This is a genomic window from Qipengyuania flava, assembly GCF_011762005.1.
GTDB lineage: Bacteria > Pseudomonadota > Alphaproteobacteria > Sphingomonadales > Sphingomonadaceae > Qipengyuania > Qipengyuania flava.
In genome coordinates, this window is sequence record NZ_JAASQU010000001.1 from 567,950 (window position 1) to 588,654 (window position 20,705).

Consider the following 20,705-nt stretch of genomic DNA (forward strand, 5'->3'; position numbering starts at 1 on the left):
ACCGATCGCCGCTGCGGATCGCCAATTTCCGCGCCTATTGGTTCAGCCGCCTGTCGATGACGCTGGCGCAATATGCGATGATGCTGATCATCGGCTGGCAGGCCTACAACATTGCGCGCGATGGCGGGATGGGTGTCGGCGCGGCCTCGGGACAGTTGGCCCTTATCGGGCTGCTGCAATTCGTGCCGCTCTTCCTGCTTACGCCCTTCTCGGGCTGGGCGGCGGACCATTTTGATCGGCGCAACATCGCGCGCCTTACCGTCTTGGCCCAGCTTGGCTGCGCTGCCACGCTGGCCTGGCTGACTACCAGCAACAATCTGACGTTGCCGACTCTGTTTTCGGTCGCGGTGGTGCTCGGCATCGTCCGCGCGTTCAACGGCCCCGCCCTGTCCGCTCTCGCCCCCAATCTGGTACCCAAGACCATCCTTCCCAATGCCATCGCGCTGTCGAGCATAGCCTGGCAGGTGGGGATGATCGTAGGCCCTGCTATCGGTGGCTACACCTACGCCATTTTCCCTGCCCTGCCCTATTTCGTGGCGCTCGGGCTGTTCGCATGTTCGCTGATCGCGCTGTCCTTCATCGGCAGGGTGCCGCAGCCTCCGCGCGAAGCGAACCGGCGGCCGATCCACCAGATGGTCGAGGGCCTGCGTTACGTGGTGCGGAACAAGATGGTGCTCGGCGCGATCACACTCGACCTGTTCGCGGTCTTTCTCGCCGGGGCGACCGCGCTTTTCCCGGTCTACGCCCGCGACATCCTGGAGGTAGGCGAAACCGGCCTGGCACAGTTGGCGATGGCCCCTGCGGTTGGCGCGGCACTTACGGCTCTGTGGTTCAGTTTTCGGCCGCTCAAGACCAATGTCGGGCCGAAGATGCTGCTGGCGGTGGCCGTGTTCGGGCTCGCGACGATCATCTTCGGCCTGTCGCAATCGATGCCGCTCAGCCTTGCCATGCTGTTCATCGTCGGCGCGGCGGACATGTTCAGCGTCTATATCCGCCAGTCGCTGATCCAGCTGCATACGCCCGATGACAAGCGCGGCCGGGTGTCCTCCGTCAGCCTGCTGACGATCAGCGCATCGAACGAGTTCGGCGATTTCTTCTCGGGCAGTCTCGCCTTTCTCCTCGGCCCGGTGCTGGCGGTGGTCGGCGGTGGCGTGGGTGCTATCGTCACGGTCGCGCTCTGGGCGAAAATTTTCCCCGTCCTGCGAACAACGCGGACCTTTGACCCTCCCGAAGAATTGCTAGACACTCCCCCCGAGCAGAAACTGCAGGAGCAGATGCCATGAAAGCCGACTCCGTCCTCGCCACCATTGGCGGCACCCCCCATATTCGCCTCTCGCGACTGTTTCCCGATCACGAAGTCTGGGTGAAGAACGAGCGCGCCAATCCGGGCGGTTCGATCAAGGACCGCATCGGGCTCGCGATGATCGAGGATGCGGAAGCCGCGGGCAAGCTCAAGTCGGGTGGAACGATCGTCGAACCGACCAGCGGCAACACCGGTATCGGCCTCGCGATGGCTGCTGCGGTCAAGGGCTACAAGCTCGTCCTCGTCATGCCCGAGAGCATGAGTGTCGAGCGCCGCCGCCTGATGCTCGCCTATGGTGCCACCTTCGACCTGACGCCCAAGGAAAAGGGCATGAAGGGCGCGATCGAGCGCGCGCAGGAACTCGTGGAACAGACCGAAGGGGCCTGGATGCCGAGCCAGTTCGACAACCCGTCCAACTTCGAGGTCCACAAGCGGACCACGGCCAAGGAAATCCTCGCTGACTTCGCCGACGATCCGATCGACGTGATGATTACCGGGGTCGGGACCGGCGGCCACCTGACCGGTTGCGCCGAAGTCCTCAAGGCCGAATGGCCCGAAATGAAAGCTTATGCGGTCGAGCCGGCCGGTTCGCCCGTCATCAGCGGCGGCCAGCCCGGTCCGCACCCCATTCAGGGCATCGGCGCGGGTTTCGTCCCCGACAATCTGCATACGCAGGCAATCGATGGCGCAATTCAGGTGGAGCCCGAAGAGGCGAAGGAAATGGCGCGCCAGTGCGCGGCAAAAGAAGGCTTGCTGGTGGGGATTTCGAGCGGTGCGACGCTCGCCGCGATCAAGCAGAAGTTAACCGATCTGCCCTCTGGTTCGCGCGTGCTGGGCTTCAACTACGACACCGGCGAGCGGTACCTCTCAGTGCCGGATTTCCTGCCTGAGTGATGGCGTTCAAGAAGGTCGGCTATGCGGATGGGGCGGTCGAACTGACCGCTCTGTCCGCTCGCCCCGAAGGCACGCCGCGCGGAGCCGTGGCAATCTATCCGACCTTCATGAACACAACGCCGGGGGTCGAGGCCAAGGCACAGGCGCTTGTCGATGCGGGCTATGCGGTTCTGATCGGCGATTTCTACGGTCCTGAAACGCCGGCCGATTTCGACGCCGCTTTCGTGGCGATGGCCAGGCTACGATCCGACCCGCGCGCCATGCGGCGGCGGCTTGCGGCGACACTCGATCTGCTGCGCAGCCGGCATCCCGGCATTCCGCACCTGGCGATCGGGTTCTGCCTCGGGGGAATGGCGGTGCTGGAAATGGCCCGCGCGGGAGAGGACCTGCTCGCCGTCGCCAGTTTTCATGGCCTGCTCGAAACCGCGCTGCCCGCCGCAAAGCCGATCACGCCGCGCATTCTCGTATGCCACGGTGATGCCGATGCGATGGTCCCCCGTAAGCAGGTCATCGGTTTCTGGGAAGAGATGGACGCTGTGAAGGCCGACTGGCATTTCCACAGCTATGCCGGGGTCGAACACGGCTTCACCATGTCGCATCGACCCGGTGGCAGCGCGAATCCTGCGCATGACGCAAGTGCCGAGCGCCAGAGCTGGGCCGCTATGCACAGCCTGTTCGACGAAGTTCTCGCCTGACGCAAAAAGGCCCGGACGTTTCCGCCCGGGCCCTTTCCGCTACTATTTCGAACCGCTCAGGCGGCGGTTGCGAAGGCGTCTTCGCCCAGCGCCATCATGCTGTCGCTGCCCGATTCGAGCTTGCGCCGCAACGCGCCCGCATCGGGAAGATAGCGATCCATGTAATAGCGCGCGGTTGTAAGCTTCGCTTCGTAGAACGCCTTGTCGTCGGTTCCTGCAGCAAGCGCCGCCTGAGCGACCTTGGCCATGCGCAGCCACATCCAGCCCAGCGTCACGATGCCCATGATGTGCATGTAGTGATGCGCGCCGGCACCGAGATGGTTGGGGTTCTGCATGGCATTCTGCATGAACCACATGGTGGCCGCCTGCTGCTGGCCGAGGGCCTTTTCCAGTGCTTCGGCCAGCGGAGCCAGCGTCTCGTCTCCCTTGGCTTCGGCAATGTCATCGCCCACCACCTTGAAGAAGGCCTGTACTGCAGCGCCGCCCTTCTGCGCGAGCTTGCGGCCGCACAGGTCCATCGCCTGCACACCGTTGGTGCCTTCGTAGATCTGGGCGATACGGGCGTCGCGAACGAACTGGCTCATGCCCCATTCCTCGATGTAGCCGTGACCACCGAAGACCTGCTGCATGTTGGTCGCGACTTCATAGCCCTTGTCGGTGCCGTAGCCCTTGATGACCGGGGTCAGCAGGCCAATGAGCATGTCGGCCTGCTCGCGCTCTTCTTCGATTGCAGCCTTGTGGCTGAGGTCGACCTGCAACGCGCCCCACAGGCACAGTGCGCGCATGCCTTCGGTGAAGGCCTTCGCGTCCATCAGCATGCGGCGAACATCGGGATGCACGAAGATCGGGTCGGCCTGCTGTTCGGGCTCTGCCGGACCAGTCAAGGCGCGGCCCTGGCGCCGATCGAGCGCATAGGCCACTGCGTTCTGGTAAGCCACTTCGGCTTGGCTGAGGCCTTGAATCCCCACGCCGAGACGCGCGGCGTTCATCATGATGAACATGGCGGCAAGACCCTTGTTCTCCTCGCCGACGAGCCAGCCCTTCGCGCCATCGTAATTGAGCACGCAAGTGGCATTGCCGTGAATGCCCATCTTGTGTTCGATCGAACCGCAGACAACGCCGTTGCGCTCGCCGATCGAGCCATCTTCCTCGACGAGGAACTTGGGCACAACGAACAGTGAGATGCCCTTGGTGCTGTCGGGCGCGCCGGGAGTCTTGGCGAGAACAAGGTGGATGATGTTGTCAGCCATGTCGTGTTCGCCGGCCGAGATGAAGATCTTGGTGCCGGTGATCGCATAGCTGCCATCGGCCTGCGGTTCGGCCTTGGTCCGGATCATGCCCAGATCGGTGCCGCAATGCGGCTCGGTCAGGTTCATCGTGCCGGTCCATTCGTTGGAGATCATCTTGGGAAGATACTTCTCCTTCTGCTCTTGGCTGCCCTTGGCGAGCAGTGCGGAAACCGCGCCGTTGGTCAGGCCCGGATACATGCCGAAGGCCTGGTTGGCGCTCGACACGAATTCCTCGAATGCGAAGCCAAGAACGTGCGGCATTCCCTGGCCGCCGAATTCCTCGGGCTGCGAAAGCGTGCCCCAGCCCGCCTCGCGGAACTGGTCGAAGGCTTCCTTGAACCCCTTGGGTGCAGTGACCGAACCGTCCTCGTGGCGGGTACAACCTTCCTGGTCGCCCGACTGATTGATCGGGGCGAGAACTTCTGCGCAGAACTTGCCGCCTTCGTTGATCACGGCATCGGTCACGTCGGCGCTGGCCGCTTCGAAACCGGGCAGTTCGGCATAGCTTTCGAGATCGAGCATCTCATTGATAATGAAGCGGGTGTCGCGGGTCGGCGCGGTATAACTGGGCATTGTGGGGTCCTTGGGTCTTGAAGGTCGGTTCCGGATCTCGCCGGGGAGGCAATTCAGTCGAGATCGAGGGTTTCGATATGGTCGATGAACTCGGTCAATTCGGTGATCGAGCTGTCGATATCGTCACGCTGTTCTTTCAGCTTGGCGACATGCGTCTTGCATTTCTCGATTGTGACACGGCGTTGTTCGACGCGGCCGTCACCCAGATCGTAGAGGTCAATCATCTCGCGGATTTCGGTGAGCGAGAAACCGACGTTCTTGGCCCGCATGATCCACGCGAGCCGCGCACGGTCACGCTTCGAATAAATCCGCGTGAGGCCGATACGCGATGGCGCGATCAGGCCCTCATCCTCGTAAAATCGCAGCGCACGCGCGGTGCAGCCGAATTCGCTCGTGAGGTCAGAGATCGAATATTGTTCGCGACCGAGTTCGTCCGGGCGCTCGATATGCGCCCCGGCATGGCGACGATCGCCATTTGCGGCAGGATAGTCGTTGTGCAGCGGCTGTGTCATGCGCTGCACATAATCGCACGTTTACGTAAGCGTCAAGACTTGACGGGTTGGAGAGCACCATCATCGAGGACGCGGTAGAAACAGCTCGGCACGCCGGTATGGCATGTCGGGCCGGCAGGGATGCAGGACAGGACCAGCGCGTCCTGATCGCAGTCTACCAAGATGGACTGAACGCGCAGAACGTGACCGGATGTCTCGCCCTTCTGCCAAAGTTTGCCACGCGACCGCGAATGGAAATGCGCCAGTCCCGTTTCGCGCGTGGCATCGAGCGCTACCTGGTCCATGAAGCCAACCATCAATACGGCACGCGTTTCGTGATGCACCACCACCGCGGTCAGCAATCCCTGGTCGTCGAATTTCGGCATGAACCGCGATCCGGTCTCGCGTTCGGTTGTGTCGCCCACTACTGTATGGCCTTTCCTGATCCGATGTGGCGTCTTGTTGTTGCACGATAACCACAAAGTCGAGCTATTTTCCCATTTTGCGCAAATGTCTGTTTGATAACAGCGAAGTTTCGGGAACAAACGTGCGTGCAGGCAAGTGAGGCCTGCCCACCGGAGCAGGTGCCAACAGAGCGCCAGGTTCAGGGGGTCAACGGATCCGCTGCCGCGAACGAGGGTTTACGCGGCGCATCCGCAACGATGAGGGATGGACCCAAGGTGCATGCTGGGGGGCTGCACCCGTGCCGCGAGGCAGGTCCGGTTATATTCGTCACGTGGCGCCCGGGACCGAAAGGTCCCGGGCGTTTCGTTTGGGGCCACCCGAACTCGCGGCAGAATGCGGCAGTGCCTCGTCCAGCACCCGCGCAAAACAGACTATCGTTACCCGCGTCGCACCGGCGCGCTTCAGCACTTTGACACAGGCCCGACTGGTCGCACCGCTTGTCAGCACATCGTCGACCAGCAACACGTCTCGCCCTTGGACGCGAGACCGGCGGGCATTCCTGATGCCGATCGCCCCCTGCAGCACCCGTGCACGGGTCTTGCGTCCCAGCCCGCCAAGGCTCGGCGTCGGCCTGTTGCGCACCAGCGCGTCGACGCACAGTGTTCCGTACCCCTGTTTCGCCAGTTCTCGCCCGAGCAGTCCGGCCTGGTTGAAGCCACGCTCCCATAACCGCCGGCGGTGCAGGGGCACGGGAACGATGACCCGCTCACCTTCCGCGGGCGGCAAGCGCGCCGAGATCATCCGCGCCAGCAGCGGCGCAAGCGCGATCCGGCGCCCGTGCTTGAACGACAGCACCAACTTGCGCGCGGTTTCGGTGTAGAGCGTCCCAGCGGCAATACCGTCGTGATTGGGTGGATCGGCAAGACAGACCGCACAGATCGCCCCTTCTGTCGGTCCATTTTCACCGAACGGCCGCTGGCAGGCCGCGCAGCCTGGATCGGATGGGATGACAAGGTCGTCCCAGCACGCACCACACAATCCACCCTGCTCCGCCACGGCACCGCCGCAGGCCGGACAGCGCGGCGGATAGACGAAGTCGAGCACGGGCGCGATGCTCCGCATGAAGAGGCCGCTTGTCGACATGTTCGCATGCTGCATCGCTTGCACGCGGGTGGCAAGCACGGCAGGGCACCGCCCCATGGCCACCACTGCCCCGCCCCGCATCTTTTCGCGCGACCGCCGGATCACGGGTTTGCGCCGCGCAAGGATTCGCCAGGCGCATAGCGACGCCGCGCGTTACATCCTCGACGACATGGTCGAGGACGTGCTCGACCGGCTCGAATTCATCCGCTTGGCCCCCAGACGCGTGCTGGTGATCGGCGACTGGACAGGTACGCTGGCACTGTCGCTGCGTGGCGCGGGTGCGCATGTGGAGGAGCATGACGCGGCGAGCCTCGACGAGGAAAGCCCGATCGATGGCGCACCCTACGATCTCGTCGTCAGCCTCGCCTCGCTCGACCGGGTCAATGACCTTCCCGGTGCGCTGCTTCACATGCGCAACGCGCTGGCGGACGAAGGACTAATGATCGCCAGCATCGTCGGCGCGGGCAGCCTGCCGCAATTGCGCAAAGCGATTCTTGCTGCCGAACCCGACCGACCTGCGGCGCGGATGCATCCGCTGGTCGACAACCAGGCCGCGTCCGCGCTGCTCCAGCGTGCGCTATTCAAGCGGCAGGTGGTCGACAGCCACACGCTCACCGTCTCCTTCGGGTCGCTCGCTCGGCTGGTGTCCGACCTGCGCGATCAGGGGCTTGGGAGCGTGCTGGCGAGCGCCGCCCCGCCGCTGGGCAAGGCCGCGCTCGAACGCGCGGAGATGGCCTTCATGAAGTCGGCCAACGCCAAGGGCCGGGTGCTCGAAAGCTTCGAGATCCTGACCCTTACCGGCTGGAAGGACTAGCCTGCGCGCAGGCTAGCCTGTGCCGCCGCCAGACGCGCGATCGGCACGCGGTAGGGCGAGGCGCTGACGTAATCGAGCCCGGTCTTCTCGCAGAAAGCGATGCTGGCCGGGTCGCCGCCATGTTCGCCGCAGATGCCGAGCTTGAGACCATCGCGGGTCGCACGACCGCGTTCGGCGGCAAGTTCGACCAGCTGGCCGACCCCGTCGACATCGAGACTGACGAAGGGATCGCGCGCGAAAATGCCCTTGTCGACATAGGTCGTCAGGAAGCGCCCCGCGTCGTCGCGGCTCACGCCCAGCGTCGTCTGTGTCAGGTCGTTGGTTCCGAAGCTGAAGAATTCGCCGACCTCGGCGATCTCGCCCGCCATGAGCGCGGCGCGCGGCAGTTCGATCATCGTCCCGACGAGGTATTCGAGCGTGGTGCCCGTGTCGGCGAAGACCTCCTGCGCAACACGGTCGACCACATCCTTGAGCAGTTCGAGCTCGCGCCTGGTCGCCACCAGCGGGATCATGATCTCGGGCACCGGCGCCTCGCCGCTCTCCTTCGCCACCTGGCAGGCGGCCTCGAAAATCGCGCGCGCCTGCATCTCGTAGATCTCGGGATAGGTGATCCCCAGGCGACAGCCGCGGTGGCCCAGCATCGGGTTGAATTCGTGCAGTTCGCCCGCGCGGCGACGCAGCTTCTCGATGTCGACACCGGTCGCCTCGGCCAGTTCCTCGAACTCGGTGTCGCCATGCGGCAGGAACTCGTGCAGCGGCGGGTCGAGCAGGCGGATCGTGCACGGCAGCCCCGCCATGACCTCGAAGATGGTCACGAAGTCGCTGCGCTGTTCGGGCAGCAGCTTGTCGAGCGCGGCGCGGCGGCCGGCCTCGGTATCGGCGAGGATCATCTCGCGCACCGCGCTAATGCGCCCGGCATCGAAGAACATGTGCTCGGTGCGGCACAGACCGATGCCCTCGGCACCGAACTGGCGCGCCATGCGGCATTCGGTCTCGGTCTCGGCATTGGTGCGCACGCGCATGCGGCGGTGCTGGTCGGCCCATTCCATCAGCGTGCCGAAATCGCCCGCCAGTTCGGGTTCGATGGTGGCGACCTCGCCCGCCATCACCTGTCCGTTGGCGCCGTCGATGGTGATGACATCGCCTTCCTTGAGCTCGCGGTCGCCGATCGTCAGCGTGCGGCCTTCGCGCGCGATCGACACCTGCGATGCGCCCGACACGCAGGGACGGCCCATGCCGCGCGCCACCACTGCGGCGTGGCTGGTCATCCCGCCGCGCGCGGTGAGGATGCCGGTGGCGGCATGCATGCCGTGAATGTCCTCGGGGCTGGTCTCGACGCGCACGAGCACGACCTTTTCGCCGCGATTGGCCCACAGTTCGGCGGTGTCCGCATCGAGCACGATCTTGCCGCTGGCCGCGCCTGGTGAAGCCGGCAGGCCGGTGGTCAGCACGTCGCGCGGTGCATCGGGATCGAGCGTCGGGTGGAGCAGCTGGTCGAGCGCCATCGGGTCGACGCGCAGGATCGCGGTCTTCTCGTCGATCAGCCCTTCACCGACCATGTCGACCGCCATCTTGAGCGCCGCCTTGGCGGTGCGCTTGCCGTTGCGCGTCTGGAGCAGCCACAGCTTGCCCTGCTGCACGGTGAACTCGATGTCCTGCATGTCGGTGTAGTGGTTTTCGAGCAGGTCGAACACGCGCCCAAGCTCGGCGAAGGCCTCGGGCATGGCTTCTTCCATGCTCGGCTTGTCCGCCCCGGCCAGTTCGCGCCGCGCCTTGGTGAGGTATTGCGGCGTGCGGATGCCCGCGACCACGTCCTCGCCCTGCGCATTGACCAGCCATTCGCCATAATAGGCCTTCTCGCCGGTCGAGGGGTCGCGGGTGAAGGCGACACCGGTGGCGCTGGTATCGCCCATATTGCCGAATACCATCGCCTGCACATTGACCGCAGTGCCCATGTCATGCGGGATGTCGTTGAGACGGCGGTAGATCTTGGCGCGCTCGGTATCCCAGCTGTCGAATACCGCGCTGATCGCGCCCCACAGCTGCTCGACCGGGTCCTGCGGGAACGGCGAGCCGAGCTCGCGCTCGACGATCGCCTTGTATTCGGCGACCAGCGTCTTCCATTCTTCGGCGCTCAGTTCGGTATCGGCGTAATAGCCCTGGTCTTCCTTGGCAATTTCGAGCGCTTCCTCGAACAGGCCGTGATCGACGCCGAGCACGACATCGCCATACATCTGGATGAAGCGGCGGTAGCTGTCCCAAGCGAAGCGTTCGTCGCCGCTGGTGTTCGCCAGCCCGGCCACGGTCTCGTCGTTGAGGCCGAGGTTGAGCACGGTATCCATCATGCCGGGCATCGACACCGCCGCGCCCGAGCGCACCGAGACGAGCAGCGGATCGGCGGCGTCGCCGAAGCCCTTGCCCACCGTCTTCTCGACATGGTTCAGCGCGGCGGCGACATCGCTGCGCAGCTTGGCAGTGAAGTCGCTGCCCCCAGCGAGGTAGCTGAGGCATTCCTCGGTAGCGATGGTGAAGCCCGGCGGGACCGGCAAGCCGATGCTCGCCATTTCGGCAAGATTGGCGCCCTTGCCGCCGGTCACGGTCTTGTCCTTCTGCCTTGCATTCGTATGCGGCGCGTTCCCGCCGAAGGTGAAGACCGTGTCGTTACTCATCAAGGCAATCCCTACAACTTGGACCACATGGACCACAGTCCATGAAGCAATAATCCATCAGCCCTCGATGCGGCTGAAATCGGCGACTTTGTGCACCGCAGCACGGAAGCGCGCAAGCAGGTCGAGCCGGTGTGCCCGCTTGTTTTCTTCATCGGCATTTACCGTCACTTCTTCGAAGAAACGGTCGATCGGCGCCCGCAAAGCGGCCAGTGCGGCCATGGCGGCGGAGAAGTCTTCCGCTGCAATGGCTCGGCTCGCTGCCGGTTCCGAATTTGCCAAGGCATCCATGAGCGCCTTTTCGGCCGGTTCGGCCGCGTAGGAAAGCTCGCTGGCGCGGCGCTGCTCCATCTTGGCCGCGACCACCGATTGCAGATCGGGATCGTCGACGATCGCAAGCGGGTCTTCCTCGCCAGTTCGCGCGATCTCGCCTTCGGCGCCGTGCCAGTCTTCCTTCTTAAGGATATTGGCGGCGCGCTTGTAGCCAGCGAGGAGGTTGGCGCCGTCTTCGGTGCCCAGAAATCCCTGCAGAGCCGCAGCACGTCGCCGAACCCGCCAAATATCGCCATCCAGACGCGTGCCGAGGTCGGTCGAGGCCTGTACCACGTCATAACGGACACCGGCTTCCTTCATCATCACACCGAGCCGATCGTGAAGGAAATCTTCAACTTGCAGACCTGGGCCCACGGTATCGCCTGTGTTCCAATACCGGGCCATTTCGCTCACCAGCACGCGGATTCCATTGGCCTCGATCAGCCGGATAACTGCGATTGCGGCGCGACGAAGCGCAAACGGATCTTTGGAGCCGGTCGGCAACTCCCCAATGTTGAAGAAGCCGAAGAGCGTATCCAGCTTGTCCGCCAAGCTCACCGCCACCGTCACCGGTGCGGTCGGAACATCGTCGCCCTGCCCCACCGGCTTGTAGTGATCGCGGATCGCGTCGGCGACGGCGTCGGGCAGGTCCTCGGCGCGGGCGTAATAGCCGCCCATCAGCCCCTGCAGTTCGGGAAACTCGCCGACCATTTCGGTGACCAGATCGGCCTTGGCGAGGCGTGCGGCCTGTTCGGCCATGTCGGCCAACTGATCCTTCGTCAATACAGCGGAAGCTGGGATCGCTGTCGAGGTAGCGCCTTGGCCGGTAGCGGTCCCAGCTTCTGCTGGGACGACGATACCCTCTTCGACCAGCCAGCGCGCCAGCTTGGCTACGCGTTCGACCTTGTCGGCGACGGTGCCCAACTTTTCGTGGAAGGTGATCCGTTCCAAACCCTTGGCGTGCTCGGCGAGCGTCTTCTTGCGATCGACGTCCCAGAAGAAGCGTGCGTCGGACAGGCGCGCGGCGAGGACCTTGCGGTTGCCGTCGACCACGCGCGCCCCGCCGTCTTCCGCCTCGATATTGGCGGTGCATATGAAGGCGTTGGCGAGTTCGCCCTTCTCGTCCTCGCAGACGAAATACTTCTGGTTGACGCGCGCGGTCAGCTGGATCGTCTCTGGCGGGACCTCGAGGAAATCCTCCTCGAACCGGCCGAGTAGCGGGACCGGCCATTCGGTCAGGCCCGCGTTCTCGATCACCAGCCCTTCGTCCTCGACGAGGCGGAGGCCGGCTTCGCTGGCGACCTTGGCGGCGCCCGAGCGGATCAGGTCCTGCCGTTCCTCATGGTCGACGATGACATGGGCAGCACGCAGCTTGACCGCGTAATCGTCGGCATTGCCGATGGTGATGTCGCCCGAGTGGTGGAAGCGGTGCCCCAGCGTGACCGCACCGCTGGTAACGCCGTGCACTTCGCAGTCGACCACCTCGTCGCCAAGCAGCGCGACGATGCCCGACAGCGGGCGCACCCAGCGAAGGGATTCGGTGCTGATCGAGGCACCACCCCAGCGCATCGACTTGGGCCAGCTGAAGTCCCGTACGATCGCGGGGATCGCTTCGGCGAGCAGATCCGCCGTCGCGCGGCCCGGAATGTTCTTGACCGCGAAGTAGGTTGCCCTGCCCTTCACGTCGCGCGTTTCCAGATCGCCCTTGTCGACACCGGCTTTACGGCAGAAGCCTTCCACTGCCTGATCGGGCGCGCCAACCGGCGGACCCTTCAGTTCCTCGCTGACAGCCTCGGTCGCCAGCGGCAGGCCGCGCGCGATCAGCGCAAGGCGGCGCGGGGTCGACCAGACGGTGATTTCGCCCGCTTCGACACCGGCGGCGTCCAGTTCGCGGCGGAACAGCTTTTCCAGTTCGGCGCGCGCGCCAGCCTGCATGCGCGCGGGAATTTCTTCGCTGCGCAGTTCGAGGAGAAAATCGCTCATTGCCCGCTCTCCCAGTCATTGCGAGGCGCCGCAGGCGCCGCGGCAATCAAGACGGCGCGGAACTGGATTGCTTCGCTACGCTCGCAATGACGGCGGATAGGTTGAATGGTCAGGCTCATTTCGACCACTCCGGATATTTCTCGGCCCAGGCGGGCGCTTCCTTGGCCATATGCGCTTCGCAGCTGCCGCGCGCGAGATCGCGGACGCGGCCCATGTAGCTGGCGCGTTCCTGCACGCTGATCACGCCGCGCGCCTGCAACAGGTTGAAGATGTGGCTGGCCTCCACCGCCTGTTCATAGGCGGCGATCGGCACGTCATTGGCGAGTGCGTTCCGGCACTCGGCCTCGGCCTTGTTGAACAGGTCGAACAGCGCGTCGGTCTCGGCGACTTCGAAGTTCCATTTCGACATCTGTTTCTCGTTCTCGAGGAAGACGTCGCCATAGCTCACGCCGCGATCGTTGAAGGCGAGATCGTAGACGTTGTCGACACCCTGGATATACATCGCAAGGCGTTCGAGTCCGTAGGTCAGCTCGCCCGCCACCGGCTTGCAGTCGAACCCGCCCATCTGCTGGAAATAGGTGAACTGGGTAACTTCCATGCCGTCGCACCAGACTTCCCAGCCCAGCCCCCAGGCGCCCAGCGTTGGGCTTTCCCAGTCGTCCTCGACGAAGCGGATATCGTGCTTGAGCGGATCGATGCCGATCACTTCGAGGCTCTTGAGATAGAGGTCCTGGATGTCGGGCGGGCTCGGCTTGAGGATCACTTGGTACTGGTAATAATGCTGCAGCCGGTTCGGGTTCTCGCCATAGCGCCCGTCGGTCGGGCGACGGCAGGGCTGGACGAAAGCCGCATTCCACGGCTCGGGCCCGAGCGCGCGCAGCGTCGTCGCGGTGTGGAATGTGCCTGCGCCCATGCGCATGTCGTAGGGTTGCAGGATGAGGCAGCCCTGCGCGCTCCAGAAATCGTGCAGCGCGAGGATCATGTCCTGAAAAGAATTTTGCGGATTGCGGTCCATGGCGCGGGGCAATGGCGCACGATGTTTCACCGGTCAATGCCGCAGCGCTGCTTGGCAAGCACGGGGTTGCATCGGTATCCTGCTAGGCAACTGTCCCGAATGGAATCGCATCACATGACCGCCTTCTCGCTTCGCCCGGCGATGCTCGCCCTCGCCCCCCTTGCTCTCGCGCTGCAGGGATGCGCCACCTATTCCGACCCGGTCGCCGAGCCGGATGCGCCGGTCGCGCAGCCTGCCGCGCCTGCCGAACCCGTGGGCCCGGGCCTGTGGAAGGTCGCGGACGAGGACACGACGATCTACCTGTTCGGCACGATCCACGCCCTGCCCGAAACGGTTGAATGGTATCGCGGGCCGATCGGCGAAGCGCTGGCAGAAACGCAGGAACTGGTCACCGAGATTCCCACAGGCGCGGCGCAGGACCCGGCGATGCAGCAGATGGTCATGGCCAGCGCGGTACTGCCCGCGGATCAATCGCTGCGCGACCTGCTGGGCGAGAGCGACCGCGCCACCTACGAAGCCGCGCTCACCGCGCTGGGCATGCCGCCCGCCAGCTTCGACCGCTTCAAGCCGTGGTTCGCGGCGATGACGCTTTCGGTCCTCCCGCTGGTGCAGGCGGGCTACAAGGCCGAGAGCGGCGTCGAGATGAAGCTGGAGGAACTGGCCCCCGCCAATGCCCGGCGCGGCGCGCTCGAGACGCTCGACGAGCAAATCGCGCTGTTCGATACCCTGCCCACCGATTCGCAGACTGCTTTCCTGATGGTCTCGGCCGACAGTATCGACGAGATCGTCCCGATGATGGACCGGATGGTCGACGAATGGCTCGAGGGCGATGCGGACGGACTTGCAGCCCTGCTCAACGAAGGCCTGACCGATCCCGTGCTGGCCGAGGCGCTGCTCTACGCCCGCAACGATCGCTGGGCGGAGTGGATCGATACGCGCATGGACAGCCCCGGCACGGTGTTCGTCGCGGTCGGCGCAGGACATCTCGCGGGCGCCAAGAGCGTTCAGGATTACCTGACTGCGCGCGGGTTCACCGTGGACCGCGTCCAATAGCGATCCCGCTTCCGGGCACGCGCAATTCCGAACTTGCCAAGCCTCCGGTTCCGTGCAGACAGGCGATGTGATCTCGCGCCTTCCCCTCCTGCTGGCCGCCGGCCTCGCGCTGCTGCTCGCCGCTTGCGACACGCAGCAGGATGCTGCCAAGGAAGACGGCCCCTTCCCCGCACTGTGGGAAATCGCGGATAGCGAGGGCACGGTCGAAGGGTGGATGTTCGGCACGATCCACGCGCTTCCCGACGGCAGCAAATGGCGCTCGGCGCAGCTCGACACGGTGCTGCGCGACGCGGACATGCTTGTGGTGGAAGTGGCCGATCTGGAGAATGGCGAGGATTTGTCCAAGCTGTTCGAGCAACTGGCCTTCGATCGGCCCGCGGGCCCGATCATCGACCGTATCGCGCCCGAAATGCGCGGCGAGTTCGAGGAACTGCTGGTCAAGGCGAAGGTCCGGCGAACCTATTTCGACCCGATGGAAAGCTGGGCCGCCGCGCTCGCGCTGGCGCAGGTCGCGCAGACGGGCAAGGCCGAAAATGGCGCCGACCGCGCGCTCCTGGCGGCATTCGACCAGCGCGAGGTGGTCGAGCTCGAAGGCGCGCGCGAGCAGTTGACGATCTTCGATACGCTTCCCGAGAAGGAGCAACGCGACCTGCTAAACGCCGTGCTGGAGGAATCGCAGCAGTATGACGGTGAGATCGCGCCCTTGGCGGATGCCTGGCTCGCTGGCGATACCGAGCGGCTGATCGCGCTGACCCGCCGCGGCATTCTCGCCGATCCCGAACTGGCGCAGGCATTGCTGCACGATCGCAACGCCGATTGGGCGCTGCAGGTCGAGAACCTGCTGAGCGCGCGCGAAAGGCCGTTGATCGCGGTTGGGACAGGGCATCTGATCGGCGAGCGCGGGTTGCCCGCCCTGCTCGAGCAGCGCGGCTACCGCGTTCGCCGCGTCGAATAGGCGCAGTCCCGCGCGCCTTGGCGCTTGCCTTTCGCGCGGGTCCTGCTATGCGCCGCGCCTTCGGCACCATGGTCATCCCTGGAGGCGTGGTGGACCGAGCAACCAATTTGCATTCGAAAGGTAAGTGCCATGAGCGACGCTCTGACCCTGCCGGCCGAGGCGCGCGAACGGGCTGGCAAGGGAGCCTCCCGTCAACTGCGCCGTGAAGGCCGTATCCCCGCCGTGATCTACGGCGGCAAGGAAGAACCCACCCTGATCCACGTCGAGGAGAAGGAACTGGTCAAACAGCTGATGACCGGTCACTTCATGAACTCGATCGTCGAGATCGAACTCGGTGGCAAGAAACTGCGGACCCTTCCCAAGGATGTCGCTCTGCACCCCGTCAACGACCGCCCCGAGCACGTCGACTTCCTGCGTCTGTCGAAGAACGCCAAGGTCGAAGTCAGCGTCCCGGTCGTGTTCACCAACGAAGAAGCTTCGCCGGGCCTCAAGAAGGGCGGCGTGCTGAACGTTGTCCGTCACGAACTTGAACTGGTCTGCGAAGCCGACAAGATCCCGAGCGAGATCGAAATCGACGTCACCGGCAAGGAAGTCGGCGATTCGATCCACATCAGCGAAGTGAAGCTGCCCGCCGGCAGCGAAAGCGCGATCACCGATCGCGACTTCACCATCGCCACGCTGGTCGCTCCCTCGGCGCTCAAGAAGGCCGAAGGCGACACGACGCAGGCCGACGGTGAAACCGAAGTCACCGAGCAGAACGCCGAAACCGTCGAAGGCGAAGCCGAACAGTCCGACGACTGATCGCATCGTCCCGAAAAGCATGACGCCGGTCCCCCGCGGGCCGGCGTTTTGCATTTGGGCGACCCGCCGCTAGAGGAGCGCGCATGCAGATCTGGACAGGCCTCGGAAACCCCGGACCCAAATACGCGCTGAACCGGCACAATGTCGGCTTCATGGCAGTCGATGTGATTGCCGAAATGTACCGCTTCGGTCCGGTGCAGAAGAAGTTCTCCGGCTGGGTGCAGGAAGGCCGCATCGGCACGCACAAGGTCCTGCTGCTCAAGCCCGCCACTTTCATGAACGAGAGCGGCCGCGCGGTGGGCGAAGCGCTGCGCTTCTACAAGCTCGAACCCGATGCGCTGACCGTGTTCCATGACGAACTCGATCTCGCCCCCTTCAAGGTGAAGGTGCGGATGGGCGGCGGGCTGGCCGGGCACAACGGGCTGCGCTCGATCAACCAGCACTGCGGTCCGGATTTTCGCCGGGTGCGTATCGGCATCGGCCATCCCGGGGCAAAGGAGCGGGTTCACGGACATGTGCTGGGCAATTACGCCAAGTCGGAAATGGACCCGCTGACAGACATGCTGGCCGGCATCGCGGCCGAAGCCGAATGGCTCGCCAAGGGCGACGATCCGCGGTTCATGAGCGATTTAGCACTGCGTCAGTAATGCGACCGCGGGCGGATCGTCTCATGATGAAACATCCCCGCCAAATCGCATGGACTTGCCGCGCTGCCGGCCTATCCGGCACACAACTCGAACACTTGGGAATGACTATGCGCTTGCTTCAGATGGCCATGATCTCGGCCTCGCTCCTCGTCACCGCCACTTCCGCCACCGCAATGACCCGCCCGCCGAGCGATTCGGGCGGCGGCAGTAGCAGCGGTGGTACCGCCGTGCCGGAGCCAGGCGCTTTCGCCATGATGGGCACGGGCATTGCGGGTTATGGCGCTGCCGTGGCGCTTTACCGCCGCAAGAAGCGCAAGCAGCGCTAAAGCAACAAGGTCGCCAGCCCGAGGAACACTCCCATGCTGGCGACGTCGCTCATCGTCGTCAGGAAAATGCTCGACGCGGTTGCCGGATCTGCACCGAGCCTTTTAAGCGTCAGCGGGATCAGTGCGCCGGCTATCCCGCTAATGGTGCAGGCCAGCACCATGGAAACCAGCACCACGAGTCCGAACCGGGCCGGGTCGGCCTCGCCCTGCAGCAGCGCGTAGGCATACATGCCCGCCCCTGCGGTCAGTCCCACCAACAGACCGTTGGCAAAACCCAGCACCCCTTCCTTGCGTACGAGATGGCCTGCACTTTCGGCCTTCACTTCGCCCAACGTCATGCCGCGCAAGGCGACAGCGAGCGCTTGGCACCCGGTATTGCCCGTCTGTCCCGCCATCACCGGCAGGAACACCGCGAGGATGACGAGCCGGCTCAGCGTATCTTCGAAAACACCCACCACCGCAGCCGCGACGAAAGCGGTCAACAGGTTTACCTGCAGCCACGGATGACGCAGCTTCAGGCTGGTCGACAGCGGGGTGAACAGCCGCTCTTCCTTCTCGACGCCGACCATCTCACCCGCCTGCGCCGAAAGCTCGATCGCCCGATTGGCGAACAGTTCGGGTCCGCGCACCAGCCCCACCAGGCGATAGTGGTCATCGACAACCGGGTAGACCGGGAAATGCTTGTGCAGCGCTGCCTTCAGTGCATCGTCGAGCAACATATCCTCGCGCAGGGCAAAAGGATCCGCGATCATGATCTCTTCAAGCAGCGTATCGGGCGTCGCCAGCAGCATCTCGCGCATCACCACCAAACCGAGCAAACGGTTCTGCCCGTCGACGATGTAGAGATAGGTTATAAACGCGTTGCGCACCTGCTCACGCAAGGTCTCGGTCGCTTCGTGCACCGTCAATCTCGGCGCGCAGGTCCCGACGACAGGCTCCATCAGGCAGGCGACGGTATCGTCGGCCTGTCGCTCGGAAACCGTATCGGGCGCGATCGGATCGCGCTCGTCCAGCACTAGTGTGGTCATGAATGAAGGACCTCATTGGCGGTTACGCGCGACCCGGTCCCTTGTGTTCTGCGCGGAAATCTAGACTATTGCCGCGCGGGGGCAACCACCTTGCCATACGCGTGATTCCCGACCCCGCATGATCGCGGATCCGAGAGGAGATTGAGCATGTCCGAACTGACCCGCCGCACCCTGCTTGCCGGAGCCGCCGCCACCGGCGCGCTGGCCGCCACTGCCTCGCGTGCGCAGGGCGATATGGCGGCCGCCCGGCCCGACCTTAGTGGCAAGGCCATTCTCATCACCGGCACGTCTTCCGGGTTCGGCAAGCTGGCGAGCGAACATTTCGCCCGCCTGGGAGCAACCGTCTTTGCCACCATGCGCAACACCCCGCGCCCCGAAGCGGAAGACCTCGAGAAGCTGGCGCGCAACGAAAAACTCGACATCCGCGTCCGCCAACTCGACGTCTTGCTTGACGATGAAGTCGAGAAGGCCGTGGCCGATGCCGAACAGGAGATCGGTCGCGGGCTCGACGTGCTGGTCAACAATGCGGGAATCGGCATCACTGGCCCGGTCGAGGTGCAAGACATGGAAGCGACCAGGCTCGCTTTCGACACCAATGTGCTCGGCTATCATCGCCTTTCCCGTGCCGTCCTTCCTGGGATGCGGGCACGGAAGCAAGGGCACTTGTTCGCCATCTCGAGCCAGCTCGGACGCGTAATCGTACCCTACGCCGGCCATTACTCCGCGACGAAATTCGCAGTCGAAGCGATGTTCGAACAACTCGCCTACGAACTGGTACCGCACAATATCGGCGTCACCATTATCGAACCGGGCGGCTACCCAACCAAGGTCTGGGTCAATCGCAATCGATATTCGCAGGAACTCAAGGCGCGCGCCGATCAGGAGCATCTCGATGGCTATCCGCAAATCGTCGCGCGGATGGGCGAGGAAGATGGCTCCGGTCGCAGCGCCGATCCGATGGACGTTCCGCGCGCCATGGCGAAGGTGCTGGCAATGCCGCCGGGCACGCGACCGCTGCGCATGCCGGTGAGCGGCGGCAGCATCCCGCAGACCGAAATCAACGCGGTAGCGGCGAAGACACAGGTCAACTGGCTCGGCGAAAGCGGCTACGGCCCGCTGATCAGGGCGGTGCACAAGCCCTGATGCTCTGGCATTTCGTGTGCGGCGCGGCTAAGGCGCGCGCCACACACTATTTCCGGAGTTTCTGATGGGTTTCCGCTGCGGGATCGTCGGCCTGCCGAATGTCGGCAAGTCCACCCTGTTCAATGCACTGACCGAGACGCAGGCCGCGCAGGCCGCGAACTATCCCTTCTGCACGATCGAGCCCAATGTCGGGCAGGTTGCGGTGCCCGATGCGCGGCTCGACCAGATCGCGGAGATCGCGAAGTCGGCCAAGGTCATTCCGACCCAGCTCGCGTTCGTCGATATCGCGGGTCTGGTTAAGGGTGCGAGCCAGGGCGAAGGCCTAGGCAACCAGTTCCTCGGCAATATCCGCGAAGTCGATGCCATCGTCCACGTGCTGCGCTGCTTCGAGGACGACGACATCCAGCATGTCTCGAACAAGGTCGATCCGCTCGCCGATGCCGAGGTGGTCGAGACCGAACTGCTCCTCGCCGACCTCGAAAGCCTCGAGAAGCGCGTCCCTGCGGCGGCCAAGCGCGCCACCGGGGGCGACAAGGAAGCCAAGTTGATGGCCAGCGTGCTGGGCCAGGCGCTCGACCTGCTCAAGGACGGCAAGCCTGCGCGGCTGACCGAACCCAAGGACGAGGAAGAGGCGCGCGTTTTCCGCCAGGCACAACTGCTCACCGCCAAGCCGGTGCTCTATGTCTGCAACGTTGCCGAAGAAGATGCCGCCAGCGGCAATGCGCTGAGCGAGGAGGTCTTCGCCAAGGCCGCTGCCGAAGGCGCCGAGGCGGTGGTCGTCTCCGCAGCGATCGAGGCCGAACTGGTCGCCATGCCGGTCGAGGACCGCGCCGAATTCCTCGCTGAACTCGGGCTCGACGAATCGGGCCTCAGCCGGGTGATCCGCGCTGGCTACAAGCTTCTCGGACTGCAGACCTTCTTTACCGCAGGGCCGAAGGAAGCGCGTGCCTGGACATTCCCCACCGGGGCCAAAGCACCGCAGGCGGCGGGCGAGATTCACACCGATTTCGAACGCGGGTTTATTCGCGCTGAAACAATTGCCTTCGATGACTACGTTGCGCTGGGCGGCGAAAGCGGAGCGCGCGAAGCGGGCAAGCTGCGCCAGGAAGGCAAGGAATACCTCGTGCAGGATGGCGATGTCATGCTGTTCAAGTTCAACGTCTGAGGAT

General features: G+C 64.2%; 19 protein-coding genes. 11 read left to right on the forward strand and 8 right to left on the reverse strand.

The genetic code is table 11. The features are described from left to right. Positions 1-56 precede the first annotated feature (56 nt). Genes FHS69_RS02790 through FHS69_RS02800 form a run of 3 tightly spaced genes read left to right on the forward strand, consistent with a single transcriptional unit; the run spans position 57 to position 2,892 of the window. Positions 57-1,283 carry an MFS transporter gene (locus tag FHS69_RS02790; protein WP_243844552.1) on the forward strand — a complete coding sequence of 409 codons (1,227 nt, stop codon included), beginning with the start codon at positions 57-59 and terminating at the stop codon, positions 1,281-1,283. Next, positions 1,280-2,197 (forward strand): cysteine synthase A, encoded by a 918-nt coding sequence (gene cysK / locus FHS69_RS02795; protein ID WP_166776375.1) that lies wholly within the window; start codon positions 1,280-1,282, stop codon positions 2,195-2,197. The genes FHS69_RS02790 and cysK overlap by 4 nt, the downstream gene beginning before the upstream one ends. Further along, a complete protein-coding gene (locus FHS69_RS02800; protein WP_166776377.1) occupies positions 2,197-2,892 on the forward strand; it encodes a dienelactone hydrolase family protein in 696 nt (231 codons plus the stop codon). The genes cysK and FHS69_RS02800 overlap by 1 nt, the downstream gene beginning before the upstream one ends. Before the next feature lie 56 nt (positions 2,893-2,948). Here the strand turns inward: FHS69_RS02800 and FHS69_RS02805 are convergent, their stop codons facing one another. From FHS69_RS02805 to FHS69_RS02820, 4 genes are all read right to left on the reverse strand, one after another. Continuing rightward, complete coding sequence (locus tag FHS69_RS02805; RefSeq protein WP_166776379.1) at positions 2,949-4,754, reverse strand: acyl-CoA dehydrogenase C-terminal domain-containing protein; 1,806 nt, start codon at positions 4,752-4,754, stop codon at positions 2,949-2,951. A 53-nt stretch (positions 4,755-4,807) separates the two neighbouring features. Beyond that, positions 4,808-5,266, reverse strand: coding sequence for a MerR family transcriptional regulator (locus tag FHS69_RS02810; protein WP_067466811.1), 459 nt, complete (start codon positions 5,264-5,266; stop codon positions 4,808-4,810). A gap of 32 nt (positions 5,267-5,298) precedes the next feature. Further along, positions 5,299-5,670, reverse strand: coding sequence for a phosphoribosyl-AMP cyclohydrolase (gene hisI / locus FHS69_RS02815; protein ID WP_341801656.1), 372 nt, complete (start codon positions 5,668-5,670; stop codon positions 5,299-5,301). Positions 5,671-5,977: 307 nt separating this feature from the next. Then, positions 5,978-6,793 (reverse strand): ComF family protein, encoded by an 816-nt coding sequence (locus FHS69_RS02820; RefSeq protein ID WP_166776381.1) that lies wholly within the window; start codon positions 6,791-6,793, stop codon positions 5,978-5,980. Positions 6,794-6,848: 55 nt separating this feature from the next. Here FHS69_RS02820 and FHS69_RS02825 point away from each other — a divergent pair, with 55 nt between their 5' ends. Next, positions 6,849-7,607 carry a class I SAM-dependent methyltransferase gene (locus FHS69_RS02825; protein WP_166776383.1) on the forward strand — a complete coding sequence of 253 codons (759 nt, stop codon included), beginning with the start codon at positions 6,849-6,851 and terminating at the stop codon, positions 7,605-7,607. Here the strand turns inward: FHS69_RS02825 and ppdK are convergent. The 3 genes from ppdK to FHS69_RS02840 all read right to left on the reverse strand — a co-directional run bounded on the left by ppdK (position 7,604) and on the right by FHS69_RS02840 (position 13,583). Further along, on the reverse strand, positions 7,604-10,276 hold the full coding sequence (gene ppdK / locus FHS69_RS02830; protein WP_166776385.1) for a pyruvate, phosphate dikinase: 2,673 nt from the start codon (positions 10,274-10,276) through the stop codon (positions 7,604-7,606). The two genes, FHS69_RS02825 and ppdK, sit on opposite strands and share 4 nt — an antisense overlap. A gap of 57 nt (positions 10,277-10,333) precedes the next feature. Beyond that, positions 10,334-12,568: a glycine--tRNA ligase subunit beta gene (glyS, locus tag FHS69_RS02835; protein WP_166776387.1), complete on the reverse strand. Its 2,235-nt coding sequence runs from the start codon at positions 12,566-12,568 to the stop codon at positions 10,334-10,336. Between the two features lie 115 nt (positions 12,569-12,683). Further along, the gene (locus FHS69_RS02840) at positions 12,684-13,583 is read right to left on the reverse strand and encodes a glycine--tRNA ligase subunit alpha (RefSeq protein WP_067671288.1); all 900 of its coding nucleotides are present in this window, start codon (positions 13,581-13,583) and stop codon (positions 12,684-12,686) included. A gap of 114 nt (positions 13,584-13,697) precedes the next feature. On the opposite strand from FHS69_RS02840, the gene FHS69_RS02845 reads away from it, so the two are divergent. The 5 genes from FHS69_RS02845 to FHS69_RS02865 all read left to right on the forward strand — a co-directional run bounded on the left by FHS69_RS02845 (position 13,698) and on the right by FHS69_RS02865 (position 17,365). Then, the gene (locus tag FHS69_RS02845) at positions 13,698-14,636 is read left to right on the forward strand and encodes a TraB/GumN family protein (protein WP_166776389.1); all 939 of its coding nucleotides are present in this window, start codon (positions 13,698-13,700) and stop codon (positions 14,634-14,636) included. 52 nt (positions 14,637-14,688) lie between these two features. Continuing rightward, positions 14,689-15,591 carry a TraB/GumN family protein gene (locus tag FHS69_RS02850; RefSeq protein ID WP_166776392.1) on the forward strand — a complete coding sequence of 301 codons (903 nt, stop codon included), beginning with the start codon at positions 14,689-14,691 and terminating at the stop codon, positions 15,589-15,591. A 129-nt stretch (positions 15,592-15,720) separates the two neighbouring features. Further along, positions 15,721-16,392: a 50S ribosomal protein L25/general stress protein Ctc gene (locus FHS69_RS02855; protein ID WP_166776394.1), complete on the forward strand. Its 672-nt coding sequence runs from the start codon at positions 15,721-15,723 to the stop codon at positions 16,390-16,392. Positions 16,393-16,475: 83 nt separating this feature from the next. After that, a complete protein-coding gene (pth, locus tag FHS69_RS02860; RefSeq protein ID WP_166776396.1) occupies positions 16,476-17,039 on the forward strand; it encodes an aminoacyl-tRNA hydrolase in 564 nt (187 codons plus the stop codon). Between the two features lie 122 nt (positions 17,040-17,161). Then, positions 17,162-17,365, forward strand: coding sequence for a PEP-CTERM sorting domain-containing protein (locus FHS69_RS02865; protein WP_166776398.1), 204 nt, complete (start codon positions 17,162-17,164; stop codon positions 17,363-17,365). Here FHS69_RS02865 and FHS69_RS02870 read toward each other — a convergent pair. Beyond that, positions 17,362-18,393 carry a magnesium transporter gene (locus tag FHS69_RS02870; RefSeq protein ID WP_166776400.1) on the reverse strand — a complete coding sequence of 344 codons (1,032 nt, stop codon included), beginning with the start codon at positions 18,391-18,393 and terminating at the stop codon, positions 17,362-17,364. The two genes, FHS69_RS02865 and FHS69_RS02870, sit on opposite strands and share 4 nt — an antisense overlap. A 147-nt stretch (positions 18,394-18,540) precedes the next feature. Here FHS69_RS02870 and FHS69_RS02875 point away from each other — a divergent pair, with 147 nt between their 5' ends. Together FHS69_RS02875 and ychF are read left to right on the forward strand one after the other, a co-directional pair. Continuing rightward, positions 18,541-19,536, forward strand: coding sequence for an SDR family oxidoreductase (locus FHS69_RS02875; RefSeq protein WP_166776402.1), 996 nt, complete (start codon positions 18,541-18,543; stop codon positions 19,534-19,536). Between the two features lie 64 nt (positions 19,537-19,600). Next, a complete protein-coding gene (gene ychF / locus FHS69_RS02880; RefSeq protein ID WP_166776404.1) occupies positions 19,601-20,701 on the forward strand; it encodes a redox-regulated ATPase YchF in 1,101 nt (366 codons plus the stop codon). The last annotated feature ends 4 nt before the right edge of the window (positions 20,702-20,705 follow it).

Bases quoted from the DNA above. Each gene is read 5' to 3' on its own strand.
- FHS69_RS02790 (WP_243844552.1), top strand. From the start codon at position 57: ATGACGCTGGCGCAATATGCGATGATGCTGATCATCGGCTGGCAGGCC.
- cysK (WP_166776375.1), top strand. From the start codon at position 1,280: ATGAAAGCCGACTCCGTCCTCGCCACCATTGGCGGCACCCCCCATATT.
- FHS69_RS02800 (WP_166776377.1), top strand. From the start codon at position 2,197: ATGGCGTTCAAGAAGGTCGGCTATGCGGATGGGGCGGTCGAACTGACC.
- FHS69_RS02805 (WP_166776379.1), bottom strand. From the start codon at position 4,754: ATGCCCAGTTATACCGCGCCGACCCGCGACACCCGCTTCATTATCAAT.
- FHS69_RS02810 (WP_067466811.1), bottom strand. From the start codon at position 5,266: ATGACACAGCCGCTGCACAACGACTATCCTGCCGCAAATGGCGATCGT.
- FHS69_RS02820 (WP_166776381.1), bottom strand. From the start codon at position 6,793: ATGTCGACAAGCGGCCTCTTCATGCGGAGCATCGCGCCCGTGCTCGAC.
- FHS69_RS02825 (WP_166776383.1), top strand. From the start codon at position 6,849: ATGGCCACCACTGCCCCGCCCCGCATCTTTTCGCGCGACCGCCGGATC.
- ppdK (WP_166776385.1), bottom strand. From the start codon at position 10,276: ATGAGTAACGACACGGTCTTCACCTTCGGCGGGAACGCGCCGCATACG.
- glyS (WP_166776387.1), bottom strand. From the start codon at position 12,568: ATGAGCGATTTTCTCCTCGAACTGCGCAGCGAAGAAATTCCCGCGCGC.
- FHS69_RS02840 (WP_067671288.1), bottom strand. From the start codon at position 13,583: ATGGACCGCAATCCGCAAAATTCTTTTCAGGACATGATCCTCGCGCTG.
- FHS69_RS02845 (WP_166776389.1), top strand. From the start codon at position 13,698: ATGACCGCCTTCTCGCTTCGCCCGGCGATGCTCGCCCTCGCCCCCCTT.
- FHS69_RS02855 (WP_166776394.1), top strand. From the start codon at position 15,721: ATGAGCGACGCTCTGACCCTGCCGGCCGAGGCGCGCGAACGGGCTGGC.
- pth (WP_166776396.1), top strand. From the start codon at position 16,476: ATGCAGATCTGGACAGGCCTCGGAAACCCCGGACCCAAATACGCGCTG.
- FHS69_RS02865 (WP_166776398.1), top strand. From the start codon at position 17,162: ATGGCCATGATCTCGGCCTCGCTCCTCGTCACCGCCACTTCCGCCACC.
- FHS69_RS02870 (WP_166776400.1), bottom strand. From the start codon at position 18,393: ATGACCACACTAGTGCTGGACGAGCGCGATCCGATCGCGCCCGATACG.
- FHS69_RS02875 (WP_166776402.1), top strand. From the start codon at position 18,541: ATGTCCGAACTGACCCGCCGCACCCTGCTTGCCGGAGCCGCCGCCACC.
- ychF (WP_166776404.1), top strand. From the start codon at position 19,601: ATGGGTTTCCGCTGCGGGATCGTCGGCCTGCCGAATGTCGGCAAGTCC.